12 protein-coding genes are annotated in these 19191 nt (G+C 59.4%); 11 read left to right on the top strand and 1 reads right to left on the bottom strand.

The window, feature by feature from the left end:
• Positions 1-68 precede the first annotated feature (68 nt).
• Entirely contained in the window at positions 69-1679 is a 1611-nt protein-coding gene (locus AGR13A_RS14295) for a phosphoenolpyruvate carboxykinase (protein WP_080836366.1), read from the bottom strand.
• Between the two features lie 338 nt (positions 1680-2017).
• Between AGR13A_RS14295 and chvI the strand changes: the two genes are divergently transcribed.
• The 11 genes from chvI (at position 2018) to addA (ending at position 19174) form a co-directional block, all read left to right on the top strand.
• Positions 2018-2746, top strand: coding sequence for a two-component system response regulator ChvI (chvI, locus tag AGR13A_RS14290; protein ID WP_080600208.1), 729 nt, complete (start codon positions 2018-2020; stop codon positions 2744-2746).
• Positions 2747-2802: 56 nt separating this feature from the next.
• A complete protein-coding gene (gene chvG / locus AGR13A_RS14285) occupies positions 2803-4593 on the top strand; it encodes a two-component system sensor histidine kinase ChvG (RefSeq protein ID WP_035222014.1) in 1791 nt (596 codons plus the stop codon).
• The gene (locus AGR13A_RS14280; protein WP_080836364.1) at positions 4583-5053 is read left to right on the top strand and encodes an HPr kinase/phosphorylase; all 471 of its coding nucleotides are present in this window, start codon (positions 4583-4585) and stop codon (positions 5051-5053) included. The genes chvG and AGR13A_RS14280 overlap by 11 nt, the downstream gene beginning before the upstream one ends.
• A gap of 119 nt (positions 5054-5172) precedes the next feature.
• Positions 5173-5574 (top strand): PTS sugar transporter subunit IIA, encoded by a 402-nt coding sequence (locus AGR13A_RS14275; protein WP_035222011.1) that lies wholly within the window; start codon positions 5173-5175, stop codon positions 5572-5574.
• 11 nt (positions 5575-5585) lie between these two features.
• Positions 5586-5861, top strand: a complete 276-nt coding sequence (locus AGR13A_RS14270) for an HPr family phosphocarrier protein (RefSeq protein ID WP_003492846.1) — start codon at positions 5586-5588, stop codon at positions 5859-5861.
• Between the two features lie 129 nt (positions 5862-5990).
• Complete coding sequence (gene ahcY, locus AGR13A_RS14265; protein WP_035222009.1) at positions 5991-7391, top strand: adenosylhomocysteinase; 1401 nt, start codon at positions 5991-5993, stop codon at positions 7389-7391.
• 208 nt (positions 7392-7599) lie between these two features.
• Positions 7600-10182, top strand: a complete 2583-nt coding sequence (locus AGR13A_RS14255; protein ID WP_080836362.1) for a sensor histidine kinase — start codon at positions 7600-7602, stop codon at positions 10180-10182.
• Positions 10179-11684: a tRNA (adenosine(37)-N6)-threonylcarbamoyltransferase complex ATPase subunit type 1 TsaE gene (tsaE, locus tag AGR13A_RS14250; protein WP_080836360.1), complete on the top strand. Its 1506-nt coding sequence runs from the start codon at positions 10179-10181 to the stop codon at positions 11682-11684. Before AGR13A_RS14255 ends, tsaE begins: the two co-directional genes overlap by 4 nt.
• Before the next feature lie 23 nt (positions 11685-11707).
• Positions 11708-12445: a nucleotidyltransferase family protein gene (locus tag AGR13A_RS14245; RefSeq protein WP_080836359.1), complete on the top strand. Its 738-nt coding sequence runs from the start codon at positions 11708-11710 to the stop codon at positions 12443-12445.
• A complete protein-coding gene (gene addB, locus AGR13A_RS14240; protein ID WP_080836357.1) occupies positions 12442-15627 on the top strand; it encodes a double-strand break repair protein AddB in 3186 nt (1061 codons plus the stop codon). Before AGR13A_RS14245 ends, addB begins: the two co-directional genes overlap by 4 nt.
• A complete protein-coding gene (gene addA, locus AGR13A_RS14235) occupies positions 15620-19174 on the top strand; it encodes a double-strand break repair helicase AddA (protein WP_080836356.1) in 3555 nt (1184 codons plus the stop codon). Before addB ends, addA begins: the two co-directional genes overlap by 8 nt.
• The last annotated feature ends 17 nt before the right edge of the window (positions 19175-19191 follow it).

Raw genomic sequence — 19191 nt, 5'->3', positions numbered from 1 at the left:
AACAGCAGGCCAAACGAAAGAACCCGGCACAAGGCCGGGTCCCCTCCTCCTCATAAATGAGGCTTCATTCATTCAGCAGCGAGCAAAAGGCCCGGTGCAGCATCGCGAACCTTGCTGTCGACGTGGTCTTCGAACTTGGTGAAGTTCGTGACGAACATCGACACCAGCTTCTTCGCCTGCGCATCGTAAGCTGCGCCATCGGCCCAGGTCGAACGCGGATCGAGGATCGTGCTGTCGACGCCATCAAGCGACAGCGGCACGGCGAAACCGAAATTCGCATCTGTGCGGAATTCGGCACCCTTGAGCTCACCGGTAAGGGCGGCCGTCAGAAGCGCGCGGGTCGCCTTGATGGGCATGCGCTTGCCGATGCCGTAGGCGCCGCCGGTCCAGCCGGTGTTGACCAGCCAGCAATCGACGCCATGCTTGCCGATCAGCTCGCGCAGCAGATTGCCATATTCCGCCGGGTGGCGCGGCATGAAGGGTGCGCCGAAGCAGGTGGAGAAGGTGGCTTCCGGCTCGGTCACGCCCTTTTCCGTGCCGGCAACCTTTGCTGTGTAGCCGGAGAGGAAGTGGTACATGGCCTGTTCCGGTGTCAGCCGGGCGATCGGCGGCAGCACGCCGAAGGCATCCGCCGTCAGCATGATGATCGTCTTCGGATGGCCGGCAATGCCCGTTTCCGACGCATTCGGAATGAAGTGCAGCGGATAGGCGCTGCGGGTGTTTTCCGTCAGCGAATTGTCGTTGAAGTCGGGAACGCGGTTTTCGTCCAGCACGACGTTTTCGAGAACCGTGCCGAAGCGGCGGGTCGCGGCGTAGATTTCCGGCTCGGCTTCGGCCGAAAGCTTGATCGCCTTGGCATAGCAGCCGCCTTCGAAATTGAAGATGCCGTGTTCACCCCAGCCGTGCTCGTCATCGCCGATCAGCGTGCGCGACGGATCGGCGGACAGCGTGGTCTTGCCGGTGCCGGAAAGGCCGAAGAACACGGCGGAATCACCCTGCGGACCGACATTGGCCGAGCAATGCATGGGCATGACGCCCTTGGCCGGCAGCAGGTAGTTCAGCACCGTGAAGACCGACTTCTTGTTTTCACCGGCATAGGACGTTCCGCCGATGAGGACGAGGCCATTGGTCAGATCGCAGGCGATGACGGTTTCCGAACGGACGCCGTGACGGGCCGGATCAGCCTTGAAGCTTGGCAGGTTGATGATGGTCAGCTTCTGTTTGAAACCCGCCAGTTTTTCCCGCTTCGGACGGATCAACAGGTTGCGGATGAACAGCGAATGCCAGGCAAGTTCGGTGACGACGCGTGTCGGCAGCGCATTTTCCTCATCGGCGCCGCCGATCAGGTCCTGAACATAAAGGGTCTTGCCGGCGGCGTGAGCCAGCATGTCCTTGCGCAGCAGCTCGAAATTCTCCGGCGACAGCGGCTTGTTGTTATCCCACCAGATGGTGTTCTCGGTGGAGGCATCACGAACGACGAACTTATCCTTCGGCGAGCGGCCCGTATGCTGACCGGTGACGGCGCGCAGCGCACCATCGATGGTCAGTTCAGCCTCGCCGTTGCGGATCGCCTCTTCGTATAATTCGCTCTCATTGAGGTTATAAAAGACGCGGGAGGCCTCGCCCAGTCCGAGTTCTGCAACTCCATTGGCAGGATTATGAACCCCAAGCTCGTTCATGACGCGTTCCTTGTTAATGACGATAAGGACGTTGAAATTTCCTCGGAAAATACGTGGCGGCTTTTAGAAACGCAAGAGCCGAACTTTAAAAAACTTAGTGATTTCAATATATTAATCGATTTAAAAGATTTTATTTCTTTTTAAATCGGTTGAAGACGCATTAAAATCCGGCTGCGGCGTTTTCATCGAAATCCCCTGATCGCGCTGCGGATTTGGCTGCGAGATTTCCTTTGCCACAATTTGTTCCACCTTTATACTCAAGAGAGTGGCTCACGGCGCACAACCTTGGCTGGGTGAATGTCGGGAGTTACGAGAAAATGACGATGGAGACCAACTACATGCAGACTATCGCGCTTGTCGACGATGACCGGAACATTCTCACTTCGGTATCGATCGCGCTCGAAGCCGAAGGGTACCGGGTCGAAACGTATACGGACGGCGCGTCCGCGCTCGACGGGCTGATCGCCCGCCCGCCGCAGCTCGCCATTTTCGACATCAAGATGCCCCGCATGGACGGCATGGAGCTTTTGCGGCGTCTTCGCCAGAAATCGGATATTCCCGTTATCTTCCTGACATCCAAGGACGAAGAGATCGACGAATTGTTCGGCCTGAAGATGGGCGCTGACGATTTCATCACAAAACCTTTTTCGCAGCGCCTTCTGGTGGAGCGCGTCAAGGCCATCCTGCGCCGCGCCAGCAGCCGCGACGCCTCCCCCGTTGCCGGTGGCGGCGCGGCGAAACCGACTGCGGACCAGCAGGCGCGCACGCTTGAACGCGGGCAGCTCGCCATGGACCAGGAACGCCACACCTGCACCTGGAAGGGCGAACCGGTAACACTTACCGTTACCGAATTCCTCATCCTGCACTCGCTGGCGCAGCGGCCGGGCGTGGTAAAAAGCCGCGACGCGCTGATGGATGCCGCCTATGACGAGCAGGTCTATGTGGATGACCGCACGATCGACAGCCACATCAAGCGCCTCCGCAAGAAGTTCAAACTGGTCGACGGCGACTTCGATATGATTGAAACGCTTTATGGCGTAGGATATCGCTTCCGCGAAGCGGCCTGAATCGGCACGCAAATCGGAAGAGACCACCCGAAAAGTGGTGGCGAGGACTTAAATACGTGTTGAAGAAAACGCCGGAAACCGTCTCGGATAGTGACGATGCCGAAGAACGCGGCAGCGAACGCCGCCATCGTATCCATCCGCTGACGATCATCCGGCGCATTTTCGGCAATGCGGTGTTTTCCAGCCTCACGCGCCGTATTCTGTTCTTCAACGTTGCAGCGACAGTCGTTCTTGTCGGCGGCATTCTTTACCTCAACCAGTTCCGCGAGGGGCTGATCGACGCGCGGGTGGAAAGCCTTCTGACGCAGGGCGAAATCATCGCCGGCGCCATTTCCGCCTCCGCCTCGGTTGACACCAACTCGATCACCATCAATCCGGAAAAGCTTCTCGAATTGCAGGCTGGGCAGAGCATTACTCCTGCTCCCAATGACGAGGACCTGAGTTTTCCGATCAATCCGGAACGAGTAGCACCGGTGCTGCGCCGGCTGATTTCACCGACCCGCACCCGCGCGCGGCTGTTCGATGCCGATGCCAACCTGCTTCTCGATTCCCGCCATCTTTATTCGCGCGGACAGGTCCTGCGCTTCGATCTGCCGCCGGTGACACCGGAAACCCAGACCTGGGGCGAATGGTTCACCAGCATGTTCAACCGCATGCTGCAACCAAGCAGCCTGCCGCAATACAAGGAAGCGCCGGGCGGCGACGGCTCCATCTATCCGGAGGTGATGAATGCGCTGACCGGCGTTCGTGGTGCTGTGGTGCGCGTGACCGAAAAGGGCGAGCTGATCGTTTCGGTCGCCGTGCCGGTGCAGCGCTTCCGGGCCGTGCTTGGCGTGCTGCTGCTTTCGACGCAGGCGGGCGATATCGACAAGATCGTGCATGCGGAACGCCTTGCGATCATGCGCGTGTTTGGCATCGCCACGCTCGTCAATATCGTGCTGTCGCTGCTCCTCTCCTCCACCATCGCCACGCCGCTCCGACGGCTTTCGGCTGCTGCGATCCGCGTTCGCCGTGGGGCAAGAACCCGCGAGGAAATACCGGATTTCTCAGCGCGTCAGGACGAGATCGGCAACCTCTCGATAGCGTTGCGTGAAATGACGACCGCGCTTTACGACCGTATCGATGCGATCGAAAGTTTCGCTGCCGATGTCAGCCACGAGCTCAAGAACCCGCTAACGTCGCTGCGCAGCGCTGTTGAAACGCTGCCGCGCGCCAAGACCGAAGAGTCCAAGCAGCGCCTGACCGAGATCATTTTCCACGATGTGCGCCGCCTCGACCGTTTGATCAGCGATATTTCTGACGCGTCGCGGCTCGATGCCGAGCTGGCGCGCGCCGATGCCTCGCCGCTTGATCTCGATGTCCTGATGAAGGGTCTGGTGGATATATCCCGCCAGATAAGCACCAAAAAGAAAAGCGTGACGATCGACTATGTCGTCGACCGGAAGGCGGGCACCAAGACCTCTTTCGTGGTGAATGGCCACGATCTTCGCATAGGCCAGATCGTCACTAACCTCATCGAGAATGCGCGCTCTTTCGTTGCAGAGGAAAGCGGCCGTATCACCGTGCGCCTTTCCCGCCACAAGGATCGTTGCCTTGTGCAGGTGGAAGACAACGGACCGGGCATTCAGGCAGAAGATATCGACCGGATTTTCGAACGCTTCTACACCGACCGGCCGGCCAGCGAAGGCTTCGGGCAGAATTCCGGCCTTGGCCTTTCCATCAGCCGCCAGATCGCCGAAGCCCATGGCGGCAGCCTCAGGGCGGAAAATGTCGTCGACAAATACGGCGTGATTTCCGGCGCGCGCTTCACCCTGTCGCTGCCGGCGGCCGAGACCCATGAACGCTGAACGCTTCAACCTGCACGCAACCGCCATCGTCGTAGACAACACCGGCATCCTCTTCACCGGACCCTCCGGCAGCGGCAAAAGCGAGCTTGCATTCAGTTTCCTGGTCGAGGCGGAACGCTGCGGATTGACGGCAGCACTGATCGCGGACGATCAGATTTTCGTGTATCGCGACGGCGAAACCATCATTGCGGAGCGGCCGGAAGCGATCGCCGGATTGCTGGAACTGCGCGGCAGCGGCATTGTTTCACTCAAAAGCGTTGCGAGTGCGCCACTGGATTTCGCCGTCACGACAGTTCTTTCACCCGAAAACCCCAGACTTCCCGAAGATGACGAGGTGGTGTTGCTACCCTGCGGCGGGCATCTTCCGCTTCTGCGCATTCCGCTTTCCAGTCTTACGCCCTATGGAAAATTTGCTGCACTTGCTCAAAATCTTTTTAAAACGAATGTGAAGCGACCGTGATTCGGGCGATTTTAGGCTTGCGATTCGCATTTTCCTCATCAAGATGAAATCCCACCGATGGACAGGATTGCCGCGTTGCGATAGTCGGCAATGAGAGTGCGTGTGCAAGGGAGCATTTCATGATCGGACTAGTGCTTGTCACCCATGGCAAGCTGGCTGAGGAGTTTCGCCATGCGTTGGAGCATGTCGTCGGTCCCCAGAAATTGATCGAGACGGTCTGTATCGGTCCCGAAGACGACATGGATCAGCGCCGGCAGGATATCATCGACGCCGTCACACGCGCCAATGATGGCAATGGCGTCATTATCCTGACGGATATGTTCGGCGGCACGCCCTCCAATCTCGCGATTTCCGTCATGAATAACGGCAATGTCGAAGTCATCGCCGGCGTCAATCTTCCCATGCTGATAAAGCTCGCCGGCGTTCGCAGCGAAGACAACATGGACAAGGCGCTCCAGGATGCATCTGACGCCGGCCGCAAATATATCAACGTCGCCAGCCGCGTTTTGAGCGGCAAGTGAGAAGTCAGCCCATGTCGCCATTCTCCCGGGAATTACCGATCATCAACAAACGCGGTCTCCACGCCCGGGCATCCGCGAAGTTCGTGCAGATGGTCGAGGGGTTCGACGCGACGATTACGGTTTCCAAGGATGGCATGACCGTTGGCGGCACCTCCATCATGGGTCTCATGATGCTGGCGGCCAGCCCCGGCTGCAGCGTCTATGTCGAGGCAAGCGGCAACCAGGCGGAAGAAGCGCTTGCCGCACTCGAGGCACTTGTCGCCGACCGCTTCGGCGAAGAAGCCTAACCTATCCCCCATATAAAGACATAAAGACTTCTTTATATCATCATTGCCAGATCGTTTGTGGCCTGCTAAACCCCTGCTACGTTTAAAAGCCGGGCTGACAGGCGCGGCATTTCTGATCTGGAGAACCTCATGAGCCTTGAGAAGGACTACATCGTCGCCGATATCAACCTTGCCGCATTCGGCCGCAAGGAACTGGACATCGCCGAAACCGAAATGCCTGGCCTGATGTCCTGCCGCAAGGAATTCGGCGAGAGCAAGCCCCTGAAGGGTGCACGCATCACCGGTTCTCTTCACATGACGATCCAGACCGGCGTTCTGATTGAGACGCTCAAGGAACTCGGAGCGGATATCCGCTGGGCGTCCTGCAACATTTTCTCGACGCAAGACCATGCGGCAGCGGCCATTGCAGCAGCCGGCATTCCGGTCTTCGCCGTCAAGGGTGAAAGCCTGACGGAATATTGGGAATATACCGACAAGATTTTCCAGTGGACCGATGGCGGTCTCTCCAACATGATCCTCGATGATGGCGGCGACGCCACCATGTACATCCTGCTCGGTGCACGCGCCGAAGCCGGTGAGGACGTTCTTTCCAATCCCGGCTCCGAAGAAGAAGAGATCCTCTTCGCGCAGATCAACAAGCGCCTGAAGGCTTCGCCCGGCTGGTTCACCAAGCAGCGTGATGCGCTGAAGGGTGTTACCGAAGAAACGACGACCGGCGTTCATCGTCTTTACGACCTTAGCAAGAAGGGCCTGCTGCCCTTCCCTGCCATCAACGTCAATGACAGCGTCACCAAGTCGAAGTTCGACAACAAATACGGCTGCAAGGAATCGCTCGTCGACGGCATTCGCCGCGCAACCGACGTGATGATGGCCGGCAAGGTCGCCGTGGTCTGCGGATACGGCGATGTGGGCAAGGGTTCGGCAGCATCGCTGCAGGGCGCCGGTGCCCGCGTGAAGGTCACCGAAATCGATCCGATCTGCGCATTGCAGGCCGCCATGGACGGTTTTGAAGTCGTTCGCCTGGAAGACGTCATTTCGTCGGCGGATATCTTCATCACCACCACCGGCAACAAGGACGTCATCCGCATCGAGCATATGCGCGAGATGAAGGACATGGCGATCGTCGGCAATATCGGCCACTTCGACAACGAGATTCAGGTCGCATCGCTGCGTAACCTGAAGTGGACGAACATCAAGCCGCAGGTCGACATGATCGAGTTCCCGAAGGGCAACCGCATCATTCTTCTTTCCGAAGGCCGCCTGCTGAACCTCGGCAACGCCACCGGTCACCCGTCCTTCGTCATGTCTGCGTCCTTCACCAACCAGGTGCTGGGCCAGATCGAGCTCTTCACCAAGCAGGGCGAATACAAGAACGAAGTTTATGTGCTGCCGAAGCACCTCGACGAGAAGGTCGCACGCCTTCATCTCGAGAAGCTCGGCGTGCGCCTGACGGAACTGACCGACCTGCAGGCAGATTATATCGGCATCTCCAAGCAGGGTCCGTTCAAGGCGGAACACTACAGATATTAATTTCATAGTTAATATCCACTGAAATTACACAATATCTAGATGCCGCGCGCTTGACAAAGCGCGCGGCATCTTTTTTGCGCGCTCCCTTTCCGCAGATTTATGAAGGCGGTATTGTCATCAGACTTGATTCGGACACGCCAAAGGGCGGCGGGGACGAAATGGGATGTCTTGTCGAAGATGCGGCACATAGGACGGAGACAGACCGGGGATGACGGTTCACAATTCGGATCTGCGCGAGCAGACAGTTCAACGCGTTGAAAACACGCATGCTGGCGTGGCATTGAGCGCGGCTCTTGCGCGTTGCCAGCGGGTCGTCAGTGCGGTTCGGACAGGCTTTTCATGGCTTCCCGTCCTGATGTCGGGTACGGTTCTGGCTGGCTCGGCAAGTGCGGCACTGGCGCAGGACGGCATTGTAGCCAAGACGGGTGCACGGCTGTTTTCGTCCGGGGAAACCATCACCTATTCGCTCTTTGTCGGCATGCTTTCGGCAACGCTGTTCTCCGTCGTCTGGCTGGTGCGCCAGCGCGGCAATATAGAGGCGGAAAGCAGCGAATACCGTCAGGCACTTGCCCAGTCCCACCACAAGATCGCGAAATACGAAGCGCTGATTTCTGACAAAAGCCGACGCATCGTCATCTGGGACGGCGCTGACAAGCGTCCCGAATTTCTCGGGCAATTGCCCGTGGAAACGGGCGCACCGCAGGCCGACCATGATTTTCTGGCCTTCGGGCGCTGGCTGAAACCCTCATCGGCAAGCCAGCTTGAAAAATCGCTGGAAAAGTTGCGCAGCCATGCGCAGAGTTTCGATCTGACCATTGAGACGCAGCGCGGCGAGGTCGTTGAAGTTCAAGGCCGGGTTTCCGGCGGTAACGCCTTTGCGCGTTTCATCGCGCTTAACAATCTGCGTGCTGAGCTTGCCGAATTGCAGGTGGAACGCGAGCGCCTGATTGCCTCTGTCTCCACGTTTCAGGAACTTCTGGATTCGATCGAACAGCCCGTCTGGCGGCGTAATGGCGAAGGCGACCTTACCTGGGTCAACCACGCCTATGCGCAGGCCGTGGATGCGCGCGACGCCGAACAGGCCGTTCACGAGAAACGCGAGCTTCTGAACACTGTCACCCGGCAGAAGATACGCGCGGCTGCGACGCCGGAATCACCCTATCATGACCGTATTTCGACAGTAGTTTCCGGAAACCGAACCTTCTTCGATGTCGTCGATATCAAGACGGCGGGCGGTTCGGCCGGCATCGCCATTGATGCCACCGAAGCGGAGACGATCGGCGAAGAACTCAAGCGGGTTCTGAAAAGCCACGCCGAAACGCTCGACCATCTGGCAACGCCCGTCGCCATTTTCGACGGCCGGCAGCGGCTGCAATTCTACAACCAGGCTTTCGCCACCCTGTGGGGTTTCGATCTGGTTTTCCTCGAATCCGGGCCTGATAATTCCGAGCTCCTGGACAGGTTGCGGACCGCCGGCAAATTGCCAGAGCAGCTGAACTGGAAGAACTGGAAGGAGACGGCGCTCTCCGTCTACCGCTCACTCGATACCAAGACCGATCTCTGGCATCTGCCTAACGGCCAGACCTTGCGGGTCATCGCGACCGCCCATCCGCAGGGTGGTGCAACTTGGGTATTCGAAAACCTGACCGAGCAGGTCGATCTGCAGATGCGTTACAACACGCTGGTAAAGGTGCAGGGCGAAACCATCGACCATCTGGCAGAAGGTGTCGCCGTGTTCGGCGCGGATGGCCGCATTCGCCTTTCCAATCCGGCGTTCCGGGCACTCTGGGGCGTGACTGCGGAACAGGCTGAGACTGGCACGCATATCCGCGCCATTGAGACGGCCTGCACGCCATCCTATGACAGGCCGGACGGCTGGCGCGCCTTCAGCCAGTTCATCACCAGCTTCGACGATGAACGTCCGTCCAAACAGGGTACGCTGGAGCTGCTCTCCGGTCTCGTGCTCGACTTCGCAATCATCCCGCTGCCGGATGCGCAGACCATGCTGACCTTCGTCAACATGACTGACAGCGTGCGGGCCGAGCGGGCACTCAAGGAAAAGAACGACGCGCTGCTCAAGGCCGACGAGCTGAAGAACGATTTCGTGCAACATGTCTCCTACGAATTGCGCTCGCCGCTAACCAACATCATCGGTTTCACCGACCTCCTGAAAACGCCGGGTCTCGGACAATTGACGGAACGGCAGGCGGAATATCTCGACCATATTTCCACCTCATCCTCGGTTCTGCTCACCATCGTCAACGATATTCTCGATCTCGCGACTGTCGATGCCGGCATCATGCAGCTGAATTATTCGGAAAACGATCTGAACGAATTGCTTGAAGACGTTTCGGTGCAGATTGCCGACCGGCTGCAGGAGAGCGGCATTTCGCTCGAGATCATCGCCCCTGCCCATCTTGGCAGTCTGGTGGCCGATCATCAGCGCCTGAAGCAGATTCTCATCAAGCTCCTGACCAATGCGATCAACTTCGCGCCGGAAGGCTCCGCCGTTCAGCTTTCCTGCCAGCGTAGTGAAGGTGACTTCCTGTTCTCGGTGGCGGACAAGGGGCCGGGCATTCCGGAAGACATGCTGAAGAGCGTATTCGACCGCTTCGAGACGCGCGGTAATGGCGGGCGGCGGACCGGCGCAGGGCTTGGCCTTTCCATCGTGGAAAGCTTCGTCAGCCTCCATCACGGCACCGTCAGCATCGACAGCCGGCCGGGCAACGGCACCACCGTCATCTGCCGCATCCCTTCCGGCACACGCCCGCATTCCATCGCTGCAGAATGAGCGAAGACATCTTGCCGATCACCATTTCCCTTGAGGGAGAAAAAGATACCATCCGGTTGGGTGAGGACCTCGCTCTGGCTTTGAAGGCCGGTGATTGCCTCGCGCTCATCGGCGATTTGGGTGCCGGCAAATCCACTCTCGCCCGCGCCTTCATCCGGGCAATGGCGGATGAGCCCTATCTCGAGGCTCCAAGCCCCACCTTCACGATCATCCAGACCTATTCCGCTCGTATTCCTGTCGCTCATCTCGATCTTTACCGGCTTTCGGATGTTTCGGAACTGGACGAGCTTGGCATCGACGAGATGCTGGAGGACGGCATCTGCCTGATCGAATGGCCGGATATCGCCGCCGAGGTTCTGCCGCCAGAGCAGACCATCACACTCACACTCACACATTCGGGTGAAGGCCGTCTGGCCGTCATCGAGGCCCCGGCAAAACTCAAAGCGCGGCTCGAGCGTGTTTTCGCCATTCGCGAATTCCTGGCTAAAAACGGCAAAGGCGATGCGGCCCGCCGTTTTCTGAGCGGCGATGCGTCTACACGCGCCTATGAGACCATTTCCACCGACGGTCCGGACCTCATCCTGATGGATTGGCGACGTCCCTTGAAAGGGGCGATCATTGCGGGCGGTAAGACCTATGCGGAAATCGCCCATCTTGCTCAGGATGCAGGTTCTTTCGTCGCGATCGGCAATTATCTGCGAAACAGCGGCTTTTGCGCGCCAGAGATTCTGGCGGCGGATATCAATCAGGGTATTCTCCTTCTGGAAGACCTTGGGCGGGATGGCGTGCTTGCGCCGGACGGAGCGCCGATAGAGGAACGTTATCTGCAAAGCGTCGCCTGCCTCGCCGCCCTTCATCAATCTCCGCAGCCTGACGTGCTGCAGTTGGGTGACGGCAGCACCTACGAGGTTCCTCCCTTCGACCGGCAGGCGATGAAGATCGAAGTCTCTCTGCTGGTAGAATGGTATCTGCCCCACAAGCGCGGCAAACCACTGTCCGATGGCGAGAAGAGCGATTATTACGCCCTGTGGGACGAGTTGATCGATGCGCTTGGCGGGTGCGAAACGGGGCTTCTGCTGCGCGATTTTCATTCGCCGAACATTCTCTGGCAACAGCAGAATTCCGGCGTCCGACAGGTCGGCCTGATCGATTTTCAGGATGCGATGATCGGGCCGACGGCCTACGATCTCGCCTCCATCGTGCAGGATGCGCGGGTCACCATTTCGCCCGAGCTGCAGGCACGCCTGCTTTCGCGCTATCTCGACAATAGGCGAACCGAGCCGTCTTTCGATGAGGCGTCCTTTCTCAAGGCTTTCGCCATCATGTCGGCGCAGCGCAACTGCAAGCTGGCCGGCATCTGGGTAAGGCTGTTGGAACGCGATGGAAAACCCGGTTATATGAAACATATGCCGAGGACGCTTCGCTATCTCGCTACGGCGCTTTCGCATCCCGAACTTGCGCCGCTCAGAGACTGGTGCGTCCGTATGGGCATGGAATTTTAAAGACTGAAAAACGGTTGACCACGATGACGATCAAGAATGCGATGGTGTTGGCCGCAGGGCTCGGCACGCGGATGCGCCCGATTACGGATACAATTCCGAAGCCGCTCGTCAAGATTGCCGGCAAGCCGATGATCGACTACGCACTCGACGCCCTTGTCGAAGCCGGGGCGGAAAGGATCGTCGTCAACGTGCATCACCACGCTGAACTGATGATTGCCCATCTCGAAAACCGCACCGACGCAGAAATCCTTATTTCCGACGAGCGCTTGCAGCTGATGAATTCCGGTGGTGGGCTTGCCAAGGGTCTCAAGCTCCTGGAGCCCGGTCCAGTTTTAGTTATGAATGCCGATCTTTTCTGGATTGGTGAACAGCGGAACGCCGTCAGCAATCTGCGCAAGCTCGGGCAATTCTTCAGTCCCGCACGCATGGATATGGCCCTGCTCTGCGTCGACATGGACCGCACCACAGGGCATAACGGCAAGAGGGATTTCAATCTCTCCAGTAACGCGACGTTGGCGCGATATCGCGACGGTGACCCGAACCCCGTGGTTTATGCCGGCGCCATCGCCATGGATTCACGTCTGCTCGATGATGCGCCGGCGGACGCCTTCAACCTCAATATCTATTTCGACCGTGCCATCGAAAAAGACCGGCTTTTCGGGCTTTCGCTGGACGGCCACTGGATCACCGTCGGCACGCCTGATGCGATTGACGATGCCGAAAACATCATCCGGCAATTCAGGGAAAAACGCTCTGCATGACGCTCTCCCACCATGAAAAGCGCGTCCTGACGATCGCTGCGGGAACACCGTTCCTCAAGACGCTCGCGGAAACGCTGTGTGACGGGACACTGACATCAGGCTATAAATACGACCCGGCCGATCCGCTCTCACTCGCCAAGGTGACCATCTATGTGCCGACGCGGCGCTCCGCCCGCGTGCTGCGCTCGGAATTCGTCGATCTCCTGGGTGGCCGCTCCGCCATTCTGCCGCTGATCCGGCCGCTCGGCGAAACGGATGACGACAGCGGCTTCTTTGAGATCGAAAACCCTGAAATCATGGATCTGGCGCCGCCTATTTCCGGCACCGGCCGGCTCATCGAGCTGGCGCGCCTCATTCTGGCATGGCGCAACAGCCTGCCGGATGCCATCCGGGCGATCCATTCGGATTCGCCGCTCGTTGCACCCGCCAGCCCCGCTGACGCCATATGGCTGGCGCGCGCGCTTGGCGAAGTGATCGATGCGATGGATACGGAAGAAAAGGAATGGGAGGCTCTTCAGCATCTCGATACCGGTGATCACGCCCAATGGTGGCAGCTGACCGCGGATTTCCTGAAGATCGCCAGTATTTTCTGGCCAGCCCGCCTTGCCGAACTCAACCGTTCTTCCGCAGGCCGGCATCGCAACGGCATATTGAGGGCGGAAGCGAACCGGCTTGCCAATTTGCCGGATACCGGACCGATCATCGTGGCTGGCTCCACGGGTTCCATTCCGGCCGCGGCAGACCTCATCGCCTCCGTCGCCTCCCTGCCCCAGGGCGTCGTCGTGCTTCCCGGTCTCGATCTTTCGATGCCGGAGGAACAATGGGAAGCGATTGCCGAGGACCCCACCGATCCTTCGAGCCGCACCCACTCGCAATATGGGCTCTACATGCTGTTGCAAAAGCTCGGCATCCTGCGTGACGACGTCATTCAGATCGGAGCCATCGACAGTGATCTCGAAAGGCGCGCGGCGGTGTTTTCGGCCGCACTCGCACCGGCCAAATCCACAAGTGACTGGAACCGCTGGCGCGAGGACAGGCAACCCGGCTTTTTCGACGATGCCTTTGGAGCAGCGACCCTTATAGAGGCGGCCAACGAACGCGAAGAGGCAACCGCAATCTCTGTAGCGCTCAGACTGGCGCTTGAAACACCGGGCGCTGGCCGCCCCTCTCAGGCAGCGCTGATAACGCCGGATCGCGGACTGGCGCGGCGCGTGGCGACCGAGTTGCAGCGATTCGACATTGAAGCGGACGATTCCGCCGGCACGCCACTATCCGCCACGCCACAAGCGGGACTGACGCAATTGGTGCTGGAAGCGATCCTCAGACCTGGAGACCCGGTACCGGTCATTTCCCTCCTGAAACATCCGCTCAGCCGCTTCGGGCTTTCAGAGGCGGCATTTACGAAAGCGTCAAAAGCGCTGGAGTTGATCGCACTCAGGGGAGGCCGCGTCGAAACCGAAATCGGCAATCTGGAAGCGGTTGTCGATGCGCAACTGGCGGCGCAGCGCGATGACCGGCACCCACCCGCATGGCGGCTCGCACTGCCTGACGGAAGCGTGGATGCCGCGCGCGATCTGGCGCGCAGGATCACTCTTTCGATAGACCCGCTCGGCGCTACATTCATCCGCCGCGACCGGTCAGGCCGGTCCTTCACGGATAAATTGCCACTTTCCGATTGGGCGGCGCGGACGGGCCGCGTGATCGAAGCCATCTGCGCGGATGACAACAACGATCTTGCCGCACTCTGGTCCGGCGAGGCCGGCGACAAACTTTCCAGCTTGTTTGGCGAATTAATGGAAAGCGGCGACGTTCTCGATGCCGACGGACCGCAATGGGTCGATATATTTGCGGCACTCGTGGCGGGAGAATCGATCAAGCCGCGATCCATGCGCCATCCACGCATTTTCATTTTCGGCGCACTTGAAGCAAGATTGCAGAGTGTCGATACCATCGTCATCGGCGGTCTCAACGAAGGGCTCTGGCCGGGCCAGACGGCAAATAATCCGTTTCTATCCCGCAACATGAAGACAGCCATCGGGCTGGAGCCGCCGGAACGACGCATCGGCCAGCTGGCGCATGATTTCGAGATGGCGAACGGCACCCGACAGATTTTTTACACCCGCGCCCTGCGGCAGGGTTCCACACCTGCCGTCGCCTCTCGCTGGCTGCAACGGCTTCTGGCGCTGGGCGGCGAGGATTTTGCCAGCCAGCTGAAGAAGCGCGGGGAGACCTATCGCCATTGGGCGGCCCTGATGGATGCCAGCATCGACCAGGAAGCGGCAAAGCGCCCCGCCCCGAAACCGCCGGCCGAGTTGCAGCCGAAAAGCTATTCCTTCAGCGAGGTGGGCAGGCTGCGCCGCGACCCTTACGCAATTTATGCGCGGCGTATCCTGCGGCTCGATCCTCTCCACCCGTTCAACCGCGATCCTAACGCTGCTGACCGTGGCACGCTCTACCATGCGATCATCGAGCGCTATTCCCGCGAGGGCCATATTCCCGGCACGCCGGCCTCGCTTGAAGCCATGCAGCGTATTCTGGATGACAGTTTCGATGCGCAGGACCTTCCCCTGCATATCGACGTCATCTGGCGGCCGCGTTTCGAGGCCGTGGCTCGCGCCTTCATCGACTGGGAGAAGGAACGTTATCCATCCATACGCCACAGCTTTTTCGAAGCGCGTGCCGGACAGGAAATCCCCGAGGCGGGTATAAGGCTGACCGGCATTGCCGACCGCATCGACATCAAGACCGGTGGTCAGGCGGATATTATCGACTACAAAACGGGGCTTGCGCCTTCGGTCAATCAGGCACGCGCGCTGCTCGACCCGCAGCTTGCGCTGGAAGCGGCAGCACTGATGCGCGGCGCCTTCCGCGAGGCCGGTTCGCAAACGCCGGAAAACCTGATCTATGTTCGCCTGCGTCCCGGGGAGCGTTTTTTTGCCGACCAGGTGAATAACGAGCATTCCAGCCGGGGCAGCAAGAAAGCACCGAAATCGGCAATCGAACTGGCGACCGAATCCATCGACCAGCTGGCCAAATTCGTGCGTTCGCTACGCGAGGGCGAGAATGGTTTTGCCTCGCGGCTGGTCCCGGAGGAGCAACAGTCCTACGGCGGGGAATATGACCACCTCGCCCGCGTTTCGGAATGGTCTACGGCGGAACCGGGAGATGGCGACGATGATTGATCCTGTCGATCACGGGCCCGCCACGGACACGCCTCAAAGCTGGATTGACTGGACAAGCGACCGGCAGCGGCTCGCCTCCGATCCGGCCAGTTCCGCCTGGGTTTCCGCCAATGCCGGCTCCGGCAAGACCCATGTGCTGACCCAGCGCGTCATCCGCCTGCTTCTGGCAGGATGTCGACCCTCTGCGATCCTGTGCCTCACCTATACCAAGGCCGCCGCATCCGAAATGTCGAGCCGCGTCTTCGACCGTCTGGCGGAATGGGCGACATTGCCGGATAGTGATCTCAAGGACCGCATCGCCGCCATCGAAGGTAAGGCACCGGATCGGCTCAAGCTTGCCGAAGCGCGCCGGCTGTTTGCCAAGGCGCTGGAAACGCCGGGTGGGCTGAAAATCCAGACGATCCACGCTTTCTGCGAGGCGCTGCTGCATCAGTTTCCGCTGGAAGCCAATGTCGCCGGCCACTTCTCCGTTCTCGATGACCGCGCCGCAACCACCCTGCTGGCTGAGGCACGCCGCTCTCTTCTGACGGCAGTTTCGACGGAGGGTGACACGGAACTCGCCCAATCGCTCGCCTATGTGCTTGATCTTGCGGATGAAAGCGGACTGGAATCGCTCCTCTCCGCCATCATCGCCAATCGTAGCGCTCTTCGAAGTTTTCTGCTTGAAGCAAGTCGGTTCGGTAGCATCGATGCGCGATTGCGGCAGGCAATGCAGATCGAACGGGACGAAACCGAGGAAACGGCGGCGGCGGCGTTCTGGCCCCTGCCCGGTCTTTCGGGGCTTCCCCTCGATACCTATCTGACGCTTGCCGATGAAGTGGGCGGATCGCGCGTCATCGATGTCGCTTATGCGCTCAGGGAAGCGAAACGGCAGGCGGATCCCGTGCGGCGTATGGAATTTATCGAGGCCGCGCTGTTGACGGCCAAGGGTGAGAAAAAATCCGATGCCTATGTAATCAACAAAGGCATGCAGAAATCGGCACCTAATCTCCTCGACGCGCTGACGCTGGCGCGGGACCATGTCGCCGCCTGCCGCAACCGCTATCGTCTGGTGCGGATGCTGGCGGCGACAAAATGTGCCCTTGTTCTGGCCGAGCGGTTGATCGGCGATTTCGAGGATTTGAAAAAGCAGCGAAGCCAGCTCGATTTCGAAGATCTGATCGAACGCGCCGCCAACCTCCTCAACCGCGATACGGCAGGCGCCTGGGTGCATTACAAGCTCGATCAGGGTATCGACCATATTCTCGTGGATGAGGCACAGGATACCAGCCCGGTGCAGTGGTCGATCATCCAGTCGCTGGCGGCGGATTTCTTTTCCGGCGAGAGCGCCCGCATGGGCCGGCGCACGCTTTTTGCCGTCGGCGACGAAAAGCAGTCGATCTATTCGTTTCAGGGTGCCCGGCCGGAACGGTTCTCCCAGGAACGCGACGAGACAAAAAGGCGCGTCGATTCGGTGGAGCAGGCGTTTCACCGCATCCGTCTGCCACTGTCCTTCCGTTCCACGGAAGATGTGCTGGCCGCCGTCGATCAGGTCTTCTCCGACCCCAAGAATGCCAGCGGCCTCAGCGCCGATAACGAGCCTGTCGAACACCGTTCCAACCGCGCCGGCCATCCCGGTACCGTGGAAGTCTGGGATATGGTGGCGCCGGAAACCGCCGAGGATGAAGATGACTGGACTGCACCCTTCGATGCGTTGAGAGAAAGCGCGCCGGCCACCATCGTCGCCCGTCGGATCGCGGCGCGCATCGCGGGGATGATCGGGAACGAGACCATCATTGAGAAAGGCGTTGAACGCGCCGTCGAGCCGGGCGACATTCTGGTGCTGGTCAGAAAACGGCACGCCTTCGTCAACGCACTGACCCGTGAGCTGAAACGACGCAAGAACATTCCCGTTGCCGGTGCCGACCGTCTCCGCCTGACCGACCATATCGCCGTGCAGGATCTTCTGGCGCTTGGTGGTTTTGTCGTGTTGCCCGAGGACGATCTTTCCCTCGCTGCGCTGTTGAAGAGCCCGCTTTTCAATCTTTCCGAAGACGACGTGTTCGACATCTCCGCCACGCGATCCGAGAAGGAGAGCGTGTGGCAGAGACTGCAAACGCTTTCTCAGGAGGAAAACAGCCGCTTCTCGGTCGTCGTCAACAAGCTTGAGAACTTCATCGCGCTTTCAAAAACGGCGACGGTGCATGACTTCTTCGCCGCGGTTCTGACGCTGCACGACGGGCGCAAGAAGTTTCTCGGCCGGCTCGGCAACGAGGCGAGCGACGTTCTGGACGAGTTCCTGTCCTTTGCACTCGATCATGAAAGAACCGGTTTGCCCGGCCTGCAGGCCTTCCTCTCCGTTCTGGAAACAGATTCGCCGGAAGTGAAGCGCGAGCAGGACAAGGATCGCGGCGAAGTACGCATCATGACCGTGCATGCTTCCAAGGGTCTTGAAGCGCCGGTGGTTTTTGTCGTCGATGGCGGTTCGAAAGCCTTCAACCACAGCCATGTGCCCAAACTGCGCTTCATCGAAGCGGATGGGGACGCCTTCCCCGTATGGCTACCCGGCAGCGGCTTTTCCAACCATCTCATCCGCGCCGACGAGGACCGCCTGAAGACGGCCGCCGAAGACGAATATCGCCGGCTGCTTTATGTGGCGATGACGCGTGCTGCCGACCATCTGGTGATTTGCGGCTATCGCGGACAGAAAGAAAATCCAGAATGCTGGCATGCCATCGTGAAGGCGGCGCTGGCTGATAATCAGGATCATTGCCAGCCGCAACAGTTCATGGCGGACGGCGAGGAATGGCAGGGGCTTGTCTGGCGCAAATCCGAGGCTCGCCCGGCATCTGCCCCGCAAAGAGCGCCGGAACCACAAGGGCAAGAAGAATACGCTCTTCCGGCGGGACTTCTTGCCCCCTTGCCTGCCCTGCCCCCACTGCCGAGGCCGCTCAGCCCTTCCGGTGCGGGCACAATCATCGATGATGGCGCCGACGACCTTGCCGTGCGTTCGCCGCTGTTCGGCGAAAAGGCCGATGTCTCCTCGCTGGCGCTGCAACGCGGCCGGCTTGTGCATCGCATGCTGCAGGCCCTTCCCGATTTTGCCGAGAGTGAACGGGAAGAGGCAGCCCGCCGTTATGCGGAACGGGCGGCCCGTTTCTGGCCGGCCAAGGAGCGCGAGCACCTGATACGGGCTGTTTTGCGGGTCATGTCCGAACCGGCGGTGCAACCGGCGTTTTCGCCGAATAGTCGCGCTGAAGTTGCCATCATGGGAACCATGACGATCGGCAGGCAGCATTATGCCGTTTCCGGCCGTATCGACCGTCTGGCGGTGGATGGCGACCGGGTCATTCTGGTCGATTACAAGACCAACCGCGTCCCGCCGCGCGAGGCGCGCGAAATACCCTTTTCCCACACGGCGCAGCTTGCCATTTATCGCGAAATCCTCGCACCGCTTTATCCCGGCAAGGAATTTGTCTGCGCGTTGATCTACACGGAAAATGCTGCTTTTGTGACGGTTGATGACGATGCCATGAAGCAGGCCCTTGCCGCAATAAAGACAAAGTGAGATACCGGGGCATTGAA

Source organism: Agrobacterium genomosp. 13 str. CFBP 6927 (assembly GCA_900012615.1).
Taxonomy (GTDB): domain Bacteria; phylum Pseudomonadota; class Alphaproteobacteria; order Rhizobiales; family Rhizobiaceae; genus Agrobacterium.
Note: the sequence above shows the minus strand (reverse complement) of the source record. Positions and strands in the feature narration are given on the sequence as shown.

Excerpts from the sequence above, each read along its gene's own strand:
- AGR13A_RS14255 (WP_080836362.1), top strand. The coding sequence starts at position 7,600 with ATGACGGTTCACAATTCGGATCTGCGCGAGCAGACAGTTCAACGCGTT.
- ahcY (WP_035222009.1), top strand. The coding sequence starts at position 5,991 with ATGAGCCTTGAGAAGGACTACATCGTCGCCGATATCAACCTTGCCGCA.
- AGR13A_RS14280 (WP_080836364.1), top strand. The coding sequence starts at position 4,583 with ATGAACGCTGAACGCTTCAACCTGCACGCAACCGCCATCGTCGTAGAC.
- AGR13A_RS14245 (WP_080836359.1), top strand. The coding sequence starts at position 11,708 with ATGACGATCAAGAATGCGATGGTGTTGGCCGCAGGGCTCGGCACGCGG.
- AGR13A_RS14275 (WP_035222011.1), top strand. The coding sequence starts at position 5,173 with ATGATCGGACTAGTGCTTGTCACCCATGGCAAGCTGGCTGAGGAGTTT.
- tsaE (WP_080836360.1), top strand. The coding sequence starts at position 10,179 with ATGAGCGAAGACATCTTGCCGATCACCATTTCCCTTGAGGGAGAAAAA.
- addB (WP_080836357.1), top strand. The coding sequence starts at position 12,442 with ATGACGCTCTCCCACCATGAAAAGCGCGTCCTGACGATCGCTGCGGGA.
- chvI (WP_080600208.1), top strand. The coding sequence starts at position 2,018 with ATGCAGACTATCGCGCTTGTCGACGATGACCGGAACATTCTCACTTCG.
- AGR13A_RS14295 (WP_080836366.1), bottom strand. The coding sequence starts at position 1,679 with ATGAACGAGCTTGGGGTTCATAATCCTGCCAATGGAGTTGCAGAACTC.
- AGR13A_RS14270 (WP_003492846.1), top strand. The coding sequence starts at position 5,586 with ATGTCGCCATTCTCCCGGGAATTACCGATCATCAACAAACGCGGTCTC.
- addA (WP_080836356.1), top strand. The coding sequence starts at position 15,620 with ATGATTGATCCTGTCGATCACGGGCCCGCCACGGACACGCCTCAAAGC.